Genomic DNA, 18,821 nt, shown 5'->3' with positions numbered 1-18,821 from the left:
TTGTTAAAAACAATTGTATGTTATCATCCCTCTTTAAAAAGAGGCCCCCCAAATATGGTAGCCTCTCTTACAATCATTTGAAATTAAATTTTTCTGGATCTGGGCCACAACGTAGTCCGTCATTCATTGCATCTAACTGTGCCATTTCCTGCTCAGTTAACGTAAAATCAAAAACAGCCAGGTTTTCAACCATACGTGCTGGTGTCATCGTTTTTGGAATCGTAACAACATCATGTTGCACATCATAGCGAAGTACAATCTGTGCTGGCGTTTTGCCATATTTTGATGCTAGTTCTTGAATCAATGCCTCTTCCAGTAGAGAACCATTCATCAACGGAGACCATGCCTCCACCTGTATGCCCTTATCCTTACAGTAGGCACGTACTTCCTCCTGTATTAAGTTCGGATGGAATTCAATTTGATTAATAACAGGGACGACAGTCGTTTCCTTCAAAAGGCTTTCTAAATGGTATACATGGAAATTACTAACACCAATCGAACGTACTCGACCATCCTGGTAAATCTTTTCTAGTGCTTTATAAACCTCAATAAAATTTTGGTCTATTCCAGGCCAATGTACTAAATATAAATCCAAATAGTCTAATCCTATTTTTTCTAGACTGCTGTCATATGCCGCAAGTGTTTCTTCATAGGAAAGTCCATCGTTCCAAACTTTCGATGTTATAAATAATTCTTCACGTGTTACTAAGCCTTCTTCAATGGCTGCTCGTATTCCTCGTCCAACACTTTCTTCGTTGCGATATACTTGTGCTGTATCAATACTACGATAACCTTTTGCTATAGCTGTTTTGACTGCTTCAGCTAGGTCATCTCCTTCGGGTACTCGAAAGACACCATAACCAACCAATGGCATATTAAAACCATTATTCAATACAACATTTCCCACGCGTATACACTCCTATCTGCTTTGGCTAACATCTCTCTAAATGGCAGAGTTGTATGCAGCTTGTCTTTTTTACTACTCTATCCTAATGCTTATTAGTAAGAAAAGGCAAAGAAAAAGACTGCTTACTGAACTAGTAAACAGTCTTCCCTATTTTTAATCACGTTTTTCATCGATGCCCTTAGGTGCATCATTCGGTTCTTTACGTTCTTTTGCTAAATCCAAAGTTGTTGGATTTGACTCTTTACTTAGTAGCTCTTTTTCAACAACTGGTTCGCCAATAGTATCTAATGTAGGCTTTGCTTCAATCTTTGGAGTGTTCTCCTCAATTTTTTCTGTAGCCTCAGGTTCTGGTAACACACCATGATCACGTAAATGCTCAATTTCTTGTGCATTTAATGTTTCTTTTTCCATTAGTGTATTGGCAATTAAATCAAGCAAGTGACGTTTTTCCGTAAGGATACGCTTAGTTCGCTCATATTGTGTATCAATAATTTTTTGCATTTCTTTATCAATTTCATAGGCTATTGAATCAGAATAGTTTTGGTCAGAATTAAAGTCGCGGCCAAGGAATACATTACCACCTTGACTTGAACCAAATTGCATAGCTCCAAGATTCTCACTCATTCCGTATTCAGTAACCATAGCACGGGCAATGCTTGTAACCTTTTGGAAATCGTTATGTGCTCCCGTAGAAACTTCACCAAGAACAATCTCTTCAGCTACACGACCACCAAGAAGACCTGCAATACGATCTAAAAGCTCTTGCTTTGTCGTAAAGAAGCGCTCTTCCTTCGGTAACATAATCGCATATCCACCCGCTTGCCCACGAGGAACAATTGTTACTTTGTGTACTGTATCAGCCTCATCTAGCTCAAGACCAACGACTACGTGGCCAGCTTCATGGAAGGATACCAGTTTCTTCTCTTTCGCAGAATATACGCGACTGGCTTTTGCAGGACCAGCAATTACTCGGTCTGATGCTTCATCAATATCTGCCATATTTATAGTGCGCTTACTTTTTCGAGCAGCTACAAGCGCCGCTTCGTTAAGTAGATTTTCTAAATCCGCACCTGAGAAACCTGGCGTACGTTGAGCAACAGCTGCTAAATCAACTGTATCTGCTAAAGGCTTATTACGTGCATGTACTTTAAGAATTGCCTCACGTCCTTTTACATCAGGATGCCCTACTGTAATTTGACGGTCAAAACGACCTGGACGTAATAATGCTTTATCTAAAATATCAGGGCGGTTTGTTGCGGCAATGATAATAATTCCTTCATTGGCACCGAAACCATCCATTTCAACTAATAACTGGTTTAATGTTTGTTCACGTTCATCATGACCTCCACCAAGACCAGCACCACGTTGACGACCTACTGCATCAATCTCATCGATAAAGATGATACATGGAGCATTTTTCTTAGCATTTTCAAATAGATCTCGAACACGTGAAGCCCCAACACCGACAAACATTTCTACGAAGTCAGAACCTGAGATAGAGAAGAATGGAACACCTGCTTCACCTGCTACTGCTCGTGCAAGTAATGTTTTACCTGTACCTGGAGGACCTACAAGTAAGATACCCTTTGGAATACGGGCACCAATTTCAGTGAACTTGCGATGGTCTTTTAAGAATTCTACCACCTCAACAAGCTCTGCTTTCTCTTCATCAGCACCTGCTACATCTGTAAAACGTACTTTTTTCTTCTGATCATCATAAAGTTTAGCTTTACTTTTACCAAAGCTCATCACTTTATTACCGCCACCTTGAGATTGACTCATTAGGAAGAAGAATAAGAAAATGATGATAATGAAAGGAATAATTCCTGTAAAGAATTGAATCCATCCACTTGTTTCTGGTGCTGCTAAAAAACTAATATTACTATTTTTATCCTTAGCAGCCTCATCGATGCGGTCCATTAAAGATTGGTTTTCACGAGGGATGTTTGTAGTAAAGCTTTCCCCTTTTTCATACCCCTTCAGTGTTCCTTCAACGACGTAAACTGATTTATCAGGTTGAATTGTAGCACTTGTTATTTCTTTCTTATCTAGAGCTTCTTGAAACTCATGATAAGTTAATTCTTTCGTTGGGGATTTTCCACCATTGAAAGTACCAAAAATACCGATTATCACTAGGAAAATCAGTAGATAGAATATGGTATATCGAAATATTCGATTCATCTCCAGCCTCCTCATTACAAACAGAAAAATTATAAGTAAAATCTTAACATATCATGATTTCATCATACAACGAAAAGCCCTACTTAAAAAATGTTTCGTTCACCTATTGCCGTTATCACAACAGTTTTTAGGCCATCTTTATATGTCCCAGCGTAATTGTACCTGTTCCTCGGGCTCGATATAGCTAAACATTGTGTCAAGATTTTGAATTATGTTCAACATAACTAAAAATACGTGACCTGCGCTGGAGACCTTTTCTTTTTATAGCTGGTCTTTTGTATCTTAGAAAGAATATACCTCAGGCTTTAAAATACCAATATAAGGTAAGTTACGATATTTTTCAGCGTAATCTAAGCCATATCCTACAACAAAACCATCTGGCACTTCGAAACCAACATAGTCAGCAGACAAATTCACTTTCCGACCTGATGGTTTATCAAGTAATGTAACAATTTTAATGGACTTTGCTTTGCGATATTTAAATAAATCTACTAGATAGCTTAAAGTTAAACCACTATCAATAATGTCCTCGATAATTAATACGTCACGTCCCTCAACGCTTGTATTCAAATCCTTTAAAATCTTCACTTCACCAGATGACACGGTAGCATTACCGTAGCTAGACACATCCATAAAATCAAGTTCGATGAAAGAATCGAATCGTTTCATGAGGTCTGTCATAAATGGCATTGCCCCTTTCAGTACGCCAACAGCTAATGGAAATGCATCTTTGTATTCCTCTGTTAATTGCGCGCCTAAGTCTGCAATTCTTTCTTGCAATTGTTCTTCTGTAATCATAATTTTTTCGATGTCGTTTTGTAACATATCGATTCCTCCTCGTGATGTATCAAAAAATCTTCACCCTATTTCGGTGAAATATTTTACAAAGACCTTAGTCTACGATGAGCACTGTATCATCGTTTGGTTGCGGAGTGGTTGAAAAAAATATTCCCATACGCACACCAATTACCGCTACCACCTCATCAGATTGAGAAATCAGTAACGGCCAGCTATTTCGCTCATTTAAAGGAATCTTTTCATCTATAAAAAGGCGAGATAAGCGTTTTGGCTGATCCATTCCTTTTAACAGCATTCTATCTCCATCCCTGCGTGCCCGAACATAGAGCGGTAGGTGGAGTTTGCTAGCGTTAAAATAAAAAAGTTGTGCAGTATCCGTCAGCAATTCAGACGATAAATCATGCAAATTGACTACGCGTAAGCGCTCACCATTTGTCAGTGTTGTCCAGCCATTAGCAGTTGAAATAACCTGTTTCTCAGGAGAAGCTAGGCCTTCTAACGGCTTCTTTTTCTGAATCGTTAAATTTCCATAACGGCGAACTGCTAGAAAATCTTCAGGTAAGTGAATTTCAGCATACCCTGCTGTTGTATCACAAAGCTTTAAAATTGAAGTCAATAAGGCATAACTTTGTATCGTATTTGAATCTTTGTAAAGATAGTTTAATAGTATTAAAATGAGCCTCCTTTGTAAAGCAAGTGGTACCAATTGAAATGCCTCAATTTCCATGCGATATGTATTTTCATTATTTCTTATGATGATTTGGGAAAATACATCTTGGGCCAATGTCATTAAAAAGGTATCATCTTCTTGCAATTGCTTTGTGAAATGGGTCACCTGTTCAGTCACTCGCGGATTCTCTGCCTGCAGTAAAGGCACTACATGATGTCTAAAACGATTACGTACATAGGTATCTTTAGAATTGCTAGCATCTTCTCGATAATCTAAACCTTTTCTAAGTAAATATTCCCCTATTTCAGACTTTGTAACCGTTAAAAACGGACGAATTAATGATTTTCCTCCAAAAATTCTTTGAGGACGTATGCCCTGCATGCTATTCATTGTTGCATTTTTTGTAAGGGCCATTAATACTGACTCCAGTTGGTCATCCGCATGATGTGCAGTTACAAGCTTATTAGCATTTGTTTTTTGCAGAACTTCTTTGAAAAATTGATACCTTTCCCTACGACAAATTAGCTGTGTATTACCGTTCTCCTGTGCCAATATTGTAGGTATAGGAATTTCCTTGGCATGTAAGTAAACACTATTAGCGTCACAATATTTTTGAACAAAAGCCCTATCCTCAGAAGAGGCTTCTCCTCTCAACATATGATCAACATGTACGGCTTCTACCTGAATGTTCCACTGCTCCTGTGTTTGAATAAAGTAATGAAGTAAAGCCATAGAATCTACCCCACCCGAAACGGCGATGAGAAGATGGTCGCCTTGCTGTAATAATTGCTCTTCTTCTATAAATGCTTTGACCTTTAATTCAAATGACAAACGCTTCTCCTCCCCTTTTCGTTGTTAGTTTAAGATGATTTACTCATTGAATACTGAGCTGGTCTAAAGACAGCCCATGTCGGTACAACATGTGTCACCTCTAACATTAATACTGTACAATCATCTTCTATTTCAAAATAACCTTGGAATGATTGCATAATGGTTGTTAGTTTTTCTTGAATCGTTTTATTTGTACTTGCTACCTGCTGTGCGAAAGCTAAAAATGTTTCCTCTTGTTCATCCCAATCAGCTACACTTGAGAACAGTCCATCTGAATGCATTAAAATAACATCACCTGCCTTCAGTTTTCTTTTTTCAGCTTCTACTGCTGATATAGATAAGAATCCTACAGGTGCTGCATTACTTTCAACTTTCAGTACCTCTTTTCCACGCAAAATGTAGGTTGACATTCCACCCGCTTTCCACGACCACAAATCTCCGTGCTGTAAATCGACAAGTGCAAAATCAAGCGTTGCATACATATCATCTTGCTGCTTTAATGCCATGACATAATGGAGCGTATGCATCGCAGTTTCTGGATTCATATTGTAATTTAGACACTCTCGCATTAAATGAATCAATTTTCTACTTTCATGTTGTGCTTCTTTACTTTGCCCCATACCATCAGACAGCAATATCGCAAATAATCCTGGATGCAATTGGAAAAGGGCGTGAGAATCACCCGAATATAGTGTTGCATCTTTAGACATGCTATATATATCATACTCTACTTCAAAGCTAATAGCTGATCTAAAGCAAATTTGAACATGACGAAATGGTATTTCACAGGCTACTACTTTTTCAATTTCAAAAGGTTCATCAAAAATTTCATAAAGAATCGGCAAAATCATACGTTCAGCTAATGTCGTATCTTTCTCCCAGTTGACACGTGCTGGTGCTAAGGCACAAACAATCTTTCTTGCCCCAGGCTTATTGCTTAGGACATCAAGTTGAAAACATTCAATATTGGCTTCCTTTAAGCGTTCAACAATGTCCTTCTCAACACTTACAAAAGAAATTGTATCTTCCTTCATCTCAGCAATTAACTGATTTAAATGATTGCTCATATCGCGCAGTTGAAGGGCAATCATTTTTTTACCATGGAAATACTGCCCGTTGATTCGTTCTCTATAAAGTTCTGTATCTAATTCCTCAAAGATTTTCGTGGACTTCACACATTTATAGCGTATTTGTTCTTCAACACGATGAATAGCTGATTCCTTGCCTACTCCTTTCATATGAAACCAATCTGTCATCAGCTTGTCCATACCATTATTTTGCGCACCCCAGCAATGATCATAACGGAAACAACTTAAACAAGTATTCATTGGTGCTACTTCCTTCGCCGCTTCAACTGGTGCTGTCATAAAGCGATCAAACACAAGTTCCTTCATGAATTGCACAAAATGCTGAAAGTGCTCTAATTTATACGTTACATGTTCCGTTAACCAATTCTGTCGGGCTAGTAAAACTTCCTCTCGTTGTGGAAAGAGCTTGTCCCTTACTCTATCTGAATATTTCTTGGGAATGGTTAGAAATAAAATACTCCCAATGGCAATTGAGGTGAAATAAACACTATCCAAGGGCAATGTGGCGTCATAAAATAAAAAAAACACACTAGGTAAAATACTACCGATAGCAACACCAAATCTACCACCTTTCGCTCCCATACCTGCACACAATCCAGTTAAGGTAGCCACCGATAGCATACCGGTAAACGAAAGCTTGGCCACACCAATAAGCGTCCCTAGCACTGCTCCAATGACAGTTGCTAAAGGAACACTTCCAACCAATGCACCAAAACAGATAAAGAGCTGCAGTAAAAAAATAGGGAGAGAAAAATAGCTAATTACAACCGTTTGCATTCCAGTAAGCATAGCTGCAAAGACGACTAATCCCGAACCCAGCTTTTCATATGTCCAATGCGTCGTAAACCATTCATACGAATTAACAAATAATACTTGCATAAACAATGTCATAATAAGAGCTAAAGCTGCTTCACAGCCCACATAAAATTGTACAAGCACGGGTGGTAAACCCTGATACATCACCCCTTGCCACATTATTTGTACCAGTAATACAGCTAAAGACACCGCAATACTTTGGGGCAGTTGCCAGTAACGAAAACGCATAATACATTCATACAGGATAATTTGTAAAGCGAGAATTAAGACTTGTCCAAAGCCCAAGAAAAAGCAACCCGCTAAACTCCCAAATAATACGAATTTGGCATACTCCCTATATTTTGTTCGAATAATGGCCCAAAAAGGAACTGAGAACGGTACAGCCGCTTCAAATACAACAGATTGAGCCAAGAAAAAGGCGGTTAAAAAAAAGAGAGAGCCTATTAGGATCTGCTTCTTTTTCAAACCTATTTTTTGGTCATCTACATTCGTTGTATTATACCATTCAATACTTGTCATTTAACTATCCCCTTTCCGCACTTTTGGTTATTATAAAAAATTATGTGTGGAAAGATTGTCTGACGTTGACAGAAAAAAATATAAATATTTCGACTAATAGCTATTCATAAATACGAGAATTGGCAACAATTTCTATAGCAAAAGGCTTTTGATCAATATAAATATCGGAAAATTCACTTATTGAATCTATATAATAATCAATTACTATTCATCTTAAAGCCTATTTTGAAGGGATTTTACGTACTATTAATGGTTTGATTCAGCTCTTCTCTGGGATATATTTCTACGTAAGAACAAAAAATCCGCTAAAATATTCTTCTATAGTTAAATGTCCTGAAATATCTTTAAATATTTTTTCAAACCTACTTGACACTAGCACAATTGGCTTGTATTATTTAACTTGTTGCTTAAACGACATGCGGAAGTAGTTCAGTGGTAGAACACCACCTTGCCAAGGTGGGGGTCGCGAGTTCGAACCTCGTCTTCCGCTCCATTTCTAAATTTGGCGGCCTAGCTCAGCTGGCTAGAGCGTACGGTTCATACCCGTAAGGTCGGGGGTTCGATCCCCTCGGCCGCCACCATATAGGCCCGTTGGTCAAGTGGTTAAGACACCGCCCTTTCACGGCGGTAACACGGGTTCGAATCCCGTACGGGTCATCTCAAATAGGTATCTCAGAACTAGATTCTGAGATACCTATTTTTAATTTACAATCTATTTATACCATCTATCTATTTCTTTGCAAATTCTATCCGCTAGCTCGAGTAAAGCTATGTGACAGAATATAAAAGTATGGCATACTAGTAAAAACAGCGTTTTTAGGAGGTTTAATTCCCTTGAGTGCATTAACAAAAGCTGCTTTAATTTGTGGAAGTGGCTCAATGATTATTCTTATTTCAATTCTAATAAACTTACCGTTTTTTGTTCAAATAATCTTATTGCTTGGTGGACTAGCTGTGAGTGTATATGGTGTTGCTTTACTTGTCAAAATGGTTATCCATCCAGTGAAGAAAGAATCCATTAGTCTTACCGATGAAAAAACGATAACACCCACAAAAAAGAAAAAGAGACCTTCTTCTACTTTATAGGTATATTAAAAAAGGGAGTAGCTTTTTAAAAAGCTACTCCCAACTCTATTTCATACACTTTTTCTACGATTAAAACAGTCAGCAAACTACCCTCTTCTAGCTCCGCGACCTCCGCGTTTTGATTCTGTAGCACGTTTAAGTGTTGCTAGACGTTCATCACTATCTTTTAAGAAGCGTGCCATTTTTTGCTCAAAATTTTCTTTTGGCTGGTGGCGTTCGTTGCGATCATTAGAACGATTATCACGACGTGGACGTGCTGGACGCTCTGGTCTTTCAGCTTGAGGCTTTGCTTTACGGATTGAAAGACCAATCTTTCCGTCCGCTTCAACATTCATCACTTTTACTTCAACTTCATCTCCAACTTTTAGATGCTCATTGATATCTTTTACATAATTGTCAGCAACTTCACTAATGTGAACTAAGCCTGTTTTGCCATCTGGCAGCTCAACGAATGCTCCAAAATTTGTGATTCCTGTTACTTTACCTTGTACCTTGCTGCCTACTTCAATTGACATAAAAAAAATGCTCCTCCTTAAAAATTAAGCGACTCTTTTGAGCCATGTAATCAATTTAATCAAACTTTTTACTGCAATAAGCTTCTCTTTTCATTATATATAACAATAAAAGAGTGTCAACAATACATAGCTTTTCAGTCGTCTTTTTTATCTTCCTTATCTGGAATGATGAAAATAATCTCACCTTTTTCCGATAAGTAGTACTCTTTTCTTAATAGCTTTGCGATATATTCATCATCCTGCAATTGTTTGATTTTAAGATTTAATGTATCTTGTTCTTCTTTCAATTCAGTGAGATGCCGATTCGCTTCTTCCTTTGATTTCTCTTTTGCTGCTAATGTTTCATTCTGATGTGACAGCACATTTAAGAGAAGAGCAATAATAATGACTGGTACAATCGCAAAAAAGACAATACGACGCATCTTACGTTTTCGAGCCTGTTGTTTGCGATTTATAGCTCTATCCGTGCTACGGACATAGTCATTATCAAGCTTAGTGAAGTTTTGGGATTCATCATTTGATGAATGACGTCTAGTCATGTCCGCACCTCCGATAATTATTGTTGCTTTTTATTATACTTCAAATATCGTAGTTTTTTAAAAAAAGTGTAGGACAAATACGAATAAATTTTGACAAAAGGTCTTATAACAAACATAACAATATTTATTAATAATTGCAAAATTTGTCGAATAACCGTAATTATAAAGCGTACTATGAACCAAAAGGGTCTCCATGTTATATTCACCAAAATTCTAGCAACGAAACGTAAAAAGGTTTGAAAAAATGATTGATACAAAAAAATTCCGGCTATTTGCGCTAGCGGGTCGTAAGCCCGCCAAGCGCCATCTTTTAGCCAAAATAATAAATAGTATGTCACCCCTCCAAGTAGAATCCACGTTATTAACTCAACAACCATCATCCACTTTCGAAGGCTTGACCTTTTTGGAGTTGAAAAAACAATGAGCCTTATACTATCAATTATAAAACCAACTGCTATACCGCTCAAAACCATGACAATTAATTGATAAAATTGTTCACTGACAATCATCCAAATAACTTATGAAGGAAACCTTTCGAGAAGCCGCTTTCCTCCTCGTCGTACTGTAAAGTTTTTACAGTTCCTTCAAGTGTCAATAATCCTTTGTCAACATCTAAATGAACGATATGCAGTTCCTCTCCACGGATTAACAAGTGCCCTTGGGACGTCTTAATGAAAAACTCTTCCTGATCAAAGCGTTCAATTGATTTTACAGAAGTCATGTCCATTCTTTTACGATTACGAATCGTTAAAATATGCTCTCCAGATGGAATTGTGTAACGATTACTTTCTTGATGTAGCGTCATTTTTTTCCTCCTTTAGTCGTCCTAGCTTCTGTTCACTTTATGCGGACAACCTTCAAAGAATGACAACTTTATTTAAGTTGTGTAATATTTTCACCTACAAAAAGAAAGGCTGGACAACATTAGGAGGGCTAGAAATTAAATTTAGCTTTATTCCTCATCATCAATAAATTCAGGCTCAATCTTTTCAAGTCGTTCTTCTTTCAAAATGGTAAACATTTTTGCTGCATCTTCTTTTTTCACAGTATCACGTATTTCTTCTACACGTGCCGTTACTATTTTTTGACCAAAACGGATAGCAAGCTCATCACCAGCTTTCACTGTACTACTTGCTTTTGCAATCTTTTCATTGATTGTAATACGTCCTTGATCGGCCACTTCTTTAGCTAAAGTACGGCGTTTTATTAAACGGGATACTTTTAAAAACTTATCTAATCTCATAATCTTACTCCTTTTCTAGTTGCTTTGCTTCATTCCAAAATGCATCTAATTGTTCTAATGTAAAATCGGAAAATGGTTTTCCACTTGCCTTTACCTGTTGCTCAACATAGCCGAAACGTCTTGCAAATTTCTCATTTGCATGTAGCATGGCTTCTTCTGGTGATAATTTATAGAAACGTGCTAAGTTTACTAATGTGAACAATACATCACCAAATTCATCAAGACGGGACGCATTAGAGCCTTTCGTCACCTCATGGCGAAATTCCTGCCATTCCTCGGTAAATTTATCCCATGCTCCCTCCACATTTGGCCAATCAAAGCCCACTTGTGCTGCTCTTTTTTGATAATTGTAGGCTGTTTGTAAAGCAGAAGATGCTCTATACGCTTCGTTTAATAACGGATTATCGCTAGTTCCCTTTTCTTCAGCCTTGATGGCCTCCCAATTAGCCACAACACCCTCCGCATCTTCTACTGCAACATCCCCAAAAACGTGTGGATGGCGACGAATCATTTTTTCACTAATTGAAGCTAACACATCTTCTAGTGTAAAGTAGCCTTGATCTTCTCCTATTTGTGCATGTAAAAATACTTGTAACAACACATCGCCAAGTTCCTCAATCATGGCAAAATCATCTTCAGCATCAACCGCTGCCAAGTATTCATGTGCTTCTTCAAGTAAGTATTTTTTCAACGACTCATGTGTTTGCTTTTGATCCCAAGGACAGCCATTTGGGCCTCTCAGCGTTGCAATGATTTGGCGGAATGTTGTCCAATCTCTTAATGACTCCTCCTGTGATTTTACAGGTGGTACATAGACTGTTGTTAAATTATTTACTTCTACACTTTGATCGAGTTCATAGAGCGGCACTGTGACAATCTGTTCTTGTGAAGATCCAGCAGCTGTCACAACTGTTACAGGATACTCATCATCATATTTCTCCATCAACGTCAGCTTCACTTCTGATGCACTGAATGTATCGTATACTTGAGCAATCAAGATGTGCTGACGCATGTTAATGTCATGCATTGAAAAGCTAGTACCATCAAGTAATTGAAAGCCTTCAATTGGATCGATTTTTAAGGCACCAAAAATGGGATCTAAGAAACTCTGACCACCCTCAATGACTAGCTCAATTTTCCCTTCATTTGCTGCGGCAATAAGTAATTGCACTGTTTGCTCTGCAACTAATGGGTGCCCTGGCACAGCATACATAACATCCTCAACAGCGGTAGCTTTCATAAGAGAATCAGCTATTTCCGCATAAACAGGTTGAAATGTATCGTGTTTTTCATACACATTGTCAAAACTTTCGAATACCACACCCTCTGCTGCTAATTCCTCTAAAACCGGATGATCCACTGTCCGTACATATAATTTTTTTGCAGCCTTTAATTTTTTATAAACACCCATTTGCAGCTGATTAAAGTCACCTGCACCTAAACCAATAATTGATAATGTATTCAATTTTTACACCTACTTCTTTGAATTTAGCCAAAGTTGATAAACGGCCATTCTACGTCCAAACGGCAGTAAATACCATTCTTTTTCTACTAGTACTCTTTTCTTTGCAATAATTGTTAGCATAACAAATGCTCCAATAGATACTGCTGTCAAACCCGCCACCATGGCTATCATACGTGAAGACATCAGGTGATTTAAAAAGGACGATACTAGCTGTAACCATATAAGAACGACGATTGTCATACTGAAAGAGGCGATTCCTACTTTTTTATAAAATGCGCCTGAAGCTAATTGAATGCCAGTCAATGTTTTTAAATAAATAATTAGCAAGATTGCTGTTAATAATAATCCTATATCATTAGCGATGGCAGCTCCTAGTACACCTAATCCACCAATTAATCGTACATTTAAAATAATTTTTATTAGAAAACCGATTATGAGAAATAACGCAGGTTTTTTTAATTTCCCATAGCCTTGTAAGATCGCTGTAAATGTAAGGATAATTGACAAAGGGACAATTTGAAATACATAGACAATCAATACCTCCGATAAGGAATTGGTTTTAAAAAGCATTTCATTTAAATAAGGCATAACTAGCATTAAGCCTAGTGCTGCAGACCAGCCGAACAGGACGGATGCTTTGTATGTTAATTGTATGAATGGCACTGCACTACGTCCCGCTTGTTTTTTCGACAAATGGGCGACAAGTGGCACAATGGCCAACGACAATGAGGATGCAATGACAACACCTAGTTGAACTAACGGTTGTCCTCGATCATAAATCCCTTTCGTTTCCTTCGCTATTGTAGGAGTCATTCCATTATTAATTAATGACGAATAGATTGTAAATGAATCGACCAATTGATAGCCAAGTAGTAGTAGACCACTCATACTGACACTCAAACTCAGCCATGTGACCTCTTTAATGATAGGTAAACTTGAATTACGATGTAGATGCTGTTTAACTTGCAGTAGACCAAATCGTTTATGCGAGATATAAGCAAGTAATAGCAAGGCTGTAATTTCTCCAATTACTGTACCGATAACAGCCATTCTTCCTGCACCATAAAGAGATTTCGTCGTTGTCATAATAAGAAAGGTACCTGCTAATATGACAGTTACTCTCACTGCTTGTTCAAGAACTTGGGCATAAGCAATGGGCTCCATAATTGCTCTAGATTGAAAGCTACCTTTTAAAATAGCCAGCGCCGGCATAACCAATACTACTAAGGAGCCTGTACGAATAAGTGGTGCTAATTGAATATCTCCCATTAAATGGGCAATCTTTTCAGCACCTCCAAATAAAATGGCAAAAAACAGTAGTGATAATACCGTTAAATACCCGAAAACTACCTGTGTTATAGTGCGACGTCTTTCATCACGTTCTATTGTATCAACAATACAATCATTGTCTGCAAGCATTTTAGAAATGGCTATAGCAAAGCCACTAGATGTCCAAACAACGAAGATTGAAATAACTGGATATACCTGTTGATAGATATAAAAGCCTTCATCACCTACTAGATTTTGAAAAGGCACACGGTAAATGGCACTAAGAACTTTTACAATAAGGGCTGCTATCGTCAATAAGGCGGCACCCTTCATGTAGCTTTTCATACCAAAACGTTGCGACATAAATTGCCCTCTTTCCTTCTTAACAATGCCAATAGTATAGCATATCTCAAAAGTTTGACGTGCAAGGTGGCACTACTGTTCCTATAATGATTCATCCTTATGTACGCAAAAAAGTTATTGTTCAGCCTTAAAGGTCATCGCAATAACTTTTCCATGCATTAACTATTCATTTGTTTTGCTAAGAAGTTTGCAGCTGTTTCCACTACTTTAACTTCTACCTCACCAACAAAGTGTACTTTAGACAAGACGATAATACAGCCAATAGGATCACCATTCACCATTATAGGTGTCGCACAATATGATTTCACTTGCTCATATTGCCCAGGGACAATTTCAATCGTTGTCTCCATTTTTTCAATTTTTGTGGAGCGCTCGTCCATAAAGCTTTCCGCAAAGGACGTAATGCGACGATTTATATATTCCTTTTTCCCAATCCCTGCAACAGCGATTACTTCATCACGGTCAGTGACAAATGCCGGTGTGCCCATTGTTTCATAAAGTGTTTCAACATATTCTCTTGCAAATTCCCCCAAATCATTGATGGGAGAATATTTTTTTAAAATGACTTCGCCTTCTCGGTCCGTATAAATTTCAAGCGGGTCGCCTTCACGAATACGTAGCGTCCTACGAATTTCTTTTGGAATAACTACACGCCCTAAATCATCAATACGACGAACAATTCCTGTTGCCTTCATTCTAATGCCTCGCTTTCGCTACAATGAAATTTTTATTCAATGATAGTATGGTTTTTATTTGAGCAATCTATGCAAAAACTGAAGAAAAAGGATTTCACAACCATCAATTTTTTTCAAAATACGGTATTACATCAATCAACTCCTTATTAGATTACCCAAGTAATAAGTTTCTATAATTAATTCAGAAAAATAGTGGAAAAAATCCATTATTCCTGTGAGCAAATATGATATGGTGATTACTGAATCACCGTGAAAAAGGCTATTCTTATCTTTTACAGTAAAAGATAAGAATAGCCTTTTAACTACTATTGCTGCTTTTTTGCATTATCAATAATTTGCATTAGTTCTTCCAACATATCAAAGGGTTGATATTTCCCACTCTTGCGTTCATCTATTGTTAATTTTAACTGCATGCCATCCATACCAAAACCAACAGCACGCTCGAATTTCATCGATTCTTCAATAATCTTACTGCCATCGACACTTGCCGTTCCTTGTTCTGATAATAGTATTGTAATAAGTTTTTGCTTCTCCTTTACAGATACTACTCCCGCACCTAAGCCCCAAACTTTCATTCGTGCTATTCGAAGTAAACGCTCTGTTTCAATTGGAAGATCGCCAAATCGATCCTCTAATTCCTCCATGATTTCGTCATACTCTTCCACCTGATCCATGGCTTTAATTCGTTTATACATTTGGATCTTTTGATAACCATCTGGAATATAAGCGTCTGGAATATAAGCATCAATACTCAACAAAATTTCAATATCTGGCTTTTCTTCTTTTTTCACGCCTGTTTGACGTTCTGCGATGGCATCCTGAAGCATTTGTGAATATAAATCAAAGCCAACTGAATCAATAAAGCCATGTTGCTGCGCTCCAAGTAAGTTTCCTGCGCCCCGAATAGATAAATCTCGCATCGCAATTTTAAAGCCTGAGCCAAGTTCTGTAAATTCTTTAATTGCTTGTAAACGTTGCTCCGCTACATCTGTCAGAACTTTGTCGCGTTGGTACATAAAATATGCATAGGCTACTCTGTTAGAACGTCCAACGCGCCCGCGTAATTGGTAGAGCTGGGCTAAGCCCATGCGATCAGCATCATGGACTATTAATGTATTTACATTCGGTATATCGACGCCTGTCTCGATAATCGTTGTCGTAACAAGTACATCATAGTCGCCCTCTAAGAAGGCTAAAATCACTGATTCTAGCTCTGACTCAGTCATTTTTCCATGAGCAAAGCCTATACGTGCTTCAGGGACCAGCACTTGAATCTCCTCAACCCTTCGAGCCATATCCTCTACCCGATTATATAAATAAAATACTTGTCCGCCACGTGCCATTTCCCTCTCAATAGCTTCTCGTACTAATGCACCGCTGTGCTCCATCACATATGTTTGAACTGGGAAACGATTAGCAGGAGGCGTCTCAATAACAGATAAATCTCGGACCCCTACCATGGACATATGAAGTGTCCTTGGAATTGGTGTAGCTGTTAAAGTTAAGACATCGACATTTGTCTTTAACTGCTTAATTTTTTCCTTATGCGTCACACCAAAACGTTGCTCTTCATCCACAATTAGCAGACCAAGGTCTTGGAAAATTAAATCTTTAGATAAAATACGGTGTGTTCCAATAACTATATCGACTCGGCCCTCTTTTAAGCCTTTTAATGTTGCTGTTTGCTCCTTTTTCGAACGGAAGCGAGATAACAATCCAACATTAATGGCAAAGCCTTGAAAGCGCTCACGAATAGTCTCATAATGTTGCTGGGCTAGAATGGTTGTAGGGACAAGGAATGCCACTTGCTTTCCATCTTGAATAGCCTTAAATGCGGCACGAATGGCTACCTCTGTTTTACCATAGCCTACATCACCACAGACTAAACGGTCCATAGGGCGTTCACGTTCCATATCTCGTTTTACTTCAACAATTGAGCGTAGTTGATCTTCTGTTTCTTCATAGGGGAACATTGCTTCAAAATTACGCTGGTCATCGTTATCAGGTGTAAAAGCATGCCCTTTCTCTGCTTCACGCTTTGCATACAGCTTTATTAAATCATCCGCAATATCCTGTACAGCAGAGGATACCTTTGCTTTCGCCTTTTTCCACTCTGCCCCACCTAATTTATGTAGCTTTGGTTCTCGATCCTCTGACGCCACATATTTTTGGATTAAGTCTATTTGCTCAACAGGTACATATAATTTATCGTCTGCACGATATCGAATATGCAGATAATCCTTATGTGTACCATTAACCTCTAATGTCTCTACACCAATATATTTACCAATCCCATGATGAACATGTACAACATAATCACCTGGCTTAATTTCCGTATAACTTTTAATACGTTCAGCATTGGTCATTTTTTGTGTGCGTGTTTTTTTCTTTGCCTGCTGTTTAAAGAGCTCGTCTTCTGTTACAATTGCTAAACGCTGTAGGGGCAATTCAAAGCCACTCGACAAGCCCCCATCTACAATATAAATACCAGGTTCTGTTGGTTCACCTATTGCTGTATGAATATCGTATTCTTCAAGCATTTGCTGAACTCTTTTCACTCGTTCTTTATCCCTTGCTATGATGAGAACTGTAAATTTGCCTAGTAACCAGCGTTCAACCTCACTTTGAAGCAAGGACATTTGTCCATGAAATTGTTGCATTGGCTTGCAAGAAAAGTTGGTTGTTTTATTAAATGTAATCCCTGCAAATGTTCGCGAAAACAATGAAAATGAAAGCTTTTGTTGTGACAACATCGCCAATATTTCTTTTAATGAGAAGGCAGGTTTGACATCATGAACCATTTTTCCCTCTTCGATTAAAGATAAAAACCACTCATCTTCTTCACGCTCCCATGCATCCATTACCTCTTGAATACGTCCAAGCTCGTCAAAAAGTACAATACCATCATGTTCAAAGTAATCTCCTAAAAAGGCTGTTTTATCGTATAATAATGAGCCATATTTGTTTACATAATCAGGTAAATTCCCTTGTTGTAGCAACTCAATATCATATTGAATATGCTGATACAGAAGTTCTTTTGTCTCCTGCTTTTTAACCTTCTTTAGGCTGGCTGCTAATGCCACTTCTAAACGGTCTGCTAATGCCTGTCTTTCTGATTTTGTAAGAATAACCTCTGAAGCAGGGAGAATACGAATTTTTTGTAATTTATCAATAGAACGTTGGTCATCTGCTGAAAATGTTCGTATGGAGTCAACCTCTGTATCAAATAATTCGATACGAATTGGTGATTCTAAATAAGGTGGATAAATATCTAAAATTCCCCCACGTAATGCGAACTCTCCAGGTGATGTCACCATTGAATTCCGTACATAGCCCATCTCAACTAATGTTTGCAACCATTTATCAATTTCAACATCTTCGCCTACTGCGGTTTGTAAAAAATAGTGTAGCCAGTGTTCTTTTGGTTGCATTATTTTACGTAGACCAGCCACAGGTATTACATATACGGCTTTCTCACCTCTAGCTAAGCAATCGAGCGTCGCGATTCGCTCCGCGCGAAGTTCTGGTGAAGCGACAGAAAGATCGGCTGCAATAAATTCATCAGCAGGGTAATAGTGAACATGTTCCTCGCCTAATAGTCCAACAAGCTCATCCGCCATTTTTTGTGCCTGCAATAGATTAGGAGAGATAATGTAGATTGGCTTCTTAACATATTCAAATAACACATCAACCATTACTGGGCGTGCGCTTCCTGTTAAACCTGTTATAAGCTGTGATGCAGTTTGACTGCTCTGAATTTCCTTTAAAAAAGATGTAATATGTTTATCTTGCGACACAAGCTGTCGTAAAACCTCCACAGTCAAGCTCCTTTCAGC

Annotated in this window: 15 protein-coding genes and 3 tRNA genes; 4 read left to right on the top strand and 14 right to left on the bottom strand. The window is 38.1% G+C overall.

Going from position 1 to position 18,821, the window contains the following annotated elements; all coding sequences use genetic code 11:
* Positions 1-73: 73 nt before the first annotated feature.
* From LCP48_RS00815 to LCP48_RS00795, 5 genes are all read right to left on the bottom strand, one after another.
* Entirely contained in the window at positions 74-907 is an 834-nt protein-coding gene (locus LCP48_RS00815; protein WP_318528164.1) for an aldo/keto reductase, read from the bottom strand.
* A 153-nt stretch (positions 908-1,060) separates the two neighbouring features.
* On the bottom strand, positions 1,061-3,088 hold the full coding sequence (gene ftsH / locus LCP48_RS00810) for an ATP-dependent zinc metalloprotease FtsH (protein WP_202342949.1): 2,028 nt from the start codon (positions 3,086-3,088) through the stop codon (positions 1,061-1,063).
* A 282-nt stretch (positions 3,089-3,370) separates the two neighbouring features.
* Positions 3,371-3,913: a hypoxanthine phosphoribosyltransferase gene (hpt, locus tag LCP48_RS00805; protein ID WP_004229145.1), complete on the bottom strand. Its 543-nt coding sequence runs from the start codon at positions 3,911-3,913 to the stop codon at positions 3,371-3,373.
* Positions 3,914-3,980: 67 nt separating this feature from the next.
* Positions 3,981-5,387 (bottom strand): tRNA lysidine(34) synthetase TilS, encoded by a 1,407-nt coding sequence (tilS, locus tag LCP48_RS00800; RefSeq protein WP_004229147.1) that lies wholly within the window; start codon positions 5,385-5,387, stop codon positions 3,981-3,983.
* A gap of 29 nt (positions 5,388-5,416) precedes the next feature.
* A complete protein-coding gene (locus tag LCP48_RS00795; protein ID WP_004229149.1) occupies positions 5,417-7,810 on the bottom strand; it encodes a SpoIIE family protein phosphatase in 2,394 nt (797 codons plus the stop codon).
* A 418-nt stretch (positions 7,811-8,228) separates the two neighbouring features.
* Here LCP48_RS00795 and LCP48_RS00790 point away from each other — a divergent pair.
* From LCP48_RS00790 to LCP48_RS00775, 4 genes are all read left to right on the top strand, one after another.
* A tRNA-Gly gene (locus LCP48_RS00790) sits at positions 8,229-8,303 on the top strand.
* 11 nt (positions 8,304-8,314) lie between these two features.
* Positions 8,315-8,391 (top strand) — tRNA-Met (locus tag LCP48_RS00785).
* A 4-nt stretch (positions 8,392-8,395) separates the two neighbouring features.
* Positions 8,396-8,467 (top strand) — tRNA-Glu (locus LCP48_RS00780).
* Positions 8,468-8,644: 177 nt separating this feature from the next.
* The gene (locus tag LCP48_RS00775; protein ID WP_202342951.1) at positions 8,645-8,896 is read left to right on the top strand and encodes a hypothetical protein; all 252 of its coding nucleotides are present in this window, start codon (positions 8,645-8,647) and stop codon (positions 8,894-8,896) included.
* Between the two features lie 86 nt (positions 8,897-8,982).
* On the opposite strand, the gene LCP48_RS00770 is transcribed toward LCP48_RS00775, so the two are convergent.
* The 9 genes from LCP48_RS00770 to mfd all read right to left on the bottom strand — a co-directional run bounded on the left by LCP48_RS00770 (position 8,983) and on the right by mfd (position 18,803).
* Positions 8,983-9,411 (bottom strand): S1 domain-containing RNA-binding protein, encoded by a 429-nt coding sequence (locus LCP48_RS00770; protein WP_004229154.1) that lies wholly within the window; start codon positions 9,409-9,411, stop codon positions 8,983-8,985.
* 134 nt (positions 9,412-9,545) lie between these two features.
* Positions 9,546-9,950 (bottom strand): FtsB family cell division protein, encoded by a 405-nt coding sequence (locus LCP48_RS00765; protein WP_004229155.1) that lies wholly within the window; start codon positions 9,948-9,950, stop codon positions 9,546-9,548.
* A gap of 17 nt (positions 9,951-9,967) precedes the next feature.
* A complete protein-coding gene (gene yabQ / locus LCP48_RS00760) occupies positions 9,968-10,423 on the bottom strand; it encodes a spore cortex biosynthesis protein YabQ (protein ID WP_225341001.1) in 456 nt (151 codons plus the stop codon).
* Positions 10,424-10,455: 32 nt separating this feature from the next.
* Positions 10,456-10,755, bottom strand: coding sequence for a sporulation protein YabP (yabP, locus tag LCP48_RS00755; RefSeq protein WP_004229167.1), 300 nt, complete (start codon positions 10,753-10,755; stop codon positions 10,456-10,458).
* A gap of 147 nt (positions 10,756-10,902) precedes the next feature.
* Complete coding sequence (locus LCP48_RS00750; protein WP_004229169.1) at positions 10,903-11,193, bottom strand: RNA-binding S4 domain-containing protein; 291 nt, start codon at positions 11,191-11,193, stop codon at positions 10,903-10,905.
* Positions 11,194-11,197: 4 nt separating this feature from the next.
* Positions 11,198-12,658, bottom strand: coding sequence for a bifunctional methyltransferase/pyrophosphohydrolase YabN (gene yabN / locus LCP48_RS00745; RefSeq protein WP_225340581.1), 1,461 nt, complete (start codon positions 12,656-12,658; stop codon positions 11,198-11,200).
* A gap of 9 nt (positions 12,659-12,667) precedes the next feature.
* Positions 12,668-14,290 (bottom strand): putative polysaccharide biosynthesis protein, encoded by a 1,623-nt coding sequence (locus LCP48_RS00740; protein WP_004229172.1) that lies wholly within the window; start codon positions 14,288-14,290, stop codon positions 12,668-12,670.
* 158 nt (positions 14,291-14,448) lie between these two features.
* The gene (gene spoVT / locus LCP48_RS00735) at positions 14,449-14,985 is read right to left on the bottom strand and encodes a stage V sporulation protein T (RefSeq protein ID WP_004229174.1); all 537 of its coding nucleotides are present in this window, start codon (positions 14,983-14,985) and stop codon (positions 14,449-14,451) included.
* A gap of 305 nt (positions 14,986-15,290) precedes the next feature.
* Positions 15,291-18,803, bottom strand: coding sequence for a transcription-repair coupling factor (gene mfd, locus LCP48_RS00730; protein WP_202342953.1), 3,513 nt, complete (start codon positions 18,801-18,803; stop codon positions 15,291-15,293).
* Between the last annotated feature and the right edge of the window lie 18 nt (positions 18,804-18,821).

It is taken from the genome of Lysinibacillus capsici (assembly GCF_020217405.1).
GTDB classification, from domain to species: Bacteria; Bacillota; Bacilli; order Bacillales_A; family Planococcaceae; genus Lysinibacillus; species Lysinibacillus capsici.
Note: the sequence above shows the minus strand (reverse complement) of the source record. Positions and strands in the feature narration are given on the sequence as shown.